Here is a 1772-nt window from a genome sequence, read left to right as displayed (position 1 = left end):
CTGCGCTAGCATTTGTGAATTGAGACGAAAATGGTAAATTTAGAATCCGGCACGTTACGTAGCCGGGCCGTTGGGTGCAAGCCCTACCGGGGGGAGTCATCCCGCCCGCCCGGCACTGCGCACATCCTCGCCTTAGGGCTCTTATGTGCGGCAATTGCTCGGGCTCACAGCCAACCCGCCCTGCACCCAACACAGGGCTACACACAATGGGGGTAAAGTCTTAGAAATGAAAAGTGTGGGTAAGAAATCCGCACAGTCAGCAAAAAGCCAAGCTTCGCCAATTTCGTCTTTTTGCTGTCTGCGCTGTATATTTGAATCAAGACCAGAAAGGGTTGATGGAAAAATCCCCCACTGCGTGTAGCCTGGCCGTTCTGTGCAATTAAAAAAAGATGAAAAAGTTCAAAAGACTTCCTAATAACAAAAAGGTCTTAGAAGATTCATTTAGACTCATTTCGGAATTTGAATCAACTAAAAGAGTTGAAGTATTTATTAAAGAACCGCATAATCGATCAGTAAGTGGTAAGCTTACAAAGGATGGTAAAGGTTGTTTTCATATAAACTTTAGCAATGCTGATTTTTTATTTTCGATTGATGGTTTAAACCAGTCTCGTATAAAGCTGAATGATTACGAAGTCGAAATCACAAGTAGTTTTTTTAAACAGAAAAAAGTCGATATAAAAAACGGACAAAGAAGCACTAATTCTCTATATGAGTTACTTGGTTTTTTCGATAAGACTATAGAACTTAATAAGAACTATTACATAAGATCCATTATCCAAACATCTTTGAGTCTTCCACAGCTGATTTTTATATTTGAAACTGTAACACATGAAATAGATGAAATATCTTACAGCAGCAATTGCTTGAGGTTGAATGTAGGTGAAATTAGCTATGATTTATTCCATGTTGAAAAAGAAGGAAGAGCTTATATAATCATTGAATCTATTAGTCCAACGCATTTTAATAGTTTCTTGTTCGCACAAAATATAATTTTAATTGCTTATGGGTTTTTTACAGGGTTAAATCCTGGAGACGAAGTATTTTATTTATTCTCGGGGAATAGATTTTTTAGTGAAAAACCAAAGCTTGGATACTCAGAACTTCGCAGTGAGTATAAACACTATTGGATTCCTGTTTTTACAAATCCGAATGGGAAGGGCATCAATGAAGACAAGATTAGCCCTTCAAATAAAGAAAGAATTACTGAGGTAGATTTAGAAACCTTTAATAAGCTTTTAGAGACGATGTATCAAAATGATGAATTTAAATATACACTCAATTTGATAAATGAATCATGCAATTCAACTTTAAATGTTCAACCTAGCGGATTTGCTGTTGCATTAGAATCTTTAACCAAAATTTATTCACCAAAAGAGAATGGGTTGATTTATCCAATAAAAAAAAGGTTTGAATCTGCTTTTATTGATAAAATACTCGACATTATTGAGGTTAATGAAAGCGAGTTTGATTATATTCAGAAAATCAAGAATAGGGTTCGGTCAATCAATCAGCCTATCAATAAGAAGCATCTAAGGAATGACGAAAAATTGAGTATGCCTTTTAAAGATGAGAACATTCCATTAAATGAAAACGACTATGAAGCCTTAAGCGTAAGAAATGATTTACTACATGGAAATATTGGCTTAATAAGCAATACAGACAGTTTCGAGACACCTGTGGAAATGGATAAAAAAGTCCTTTACTTTTCGTTGAAACTATTAGAGTTGTTGATGTATGAAGATCAAGCAGTTAGCTGGAAATTCCATAATCCT

At 35.6% G+C, this 1772-nt stretch carries 1 protein-coding gene; it reads left to right on the top strand.

Annotated features, from left to right (window positions below; all coding sequences use genetic code 11):
* Positions 1-389: 389 nt before the first annotated feature.
* The coding region (locus tag MW688_RS16220; RefSeq protein ID WP_486737053.1) for a hypothetical protein at positions 390-1772 on the top strand (1383 nt) is incomplete at its 3' end.

The sequence above is a fragment of the Johannesbaptistia floridana genome (assembly GCF_057440575.1).
Note: the sequence above shows the minus strand (reverse complement) of the source record. Positions and strands in the feature narration are given on the sequence as shown.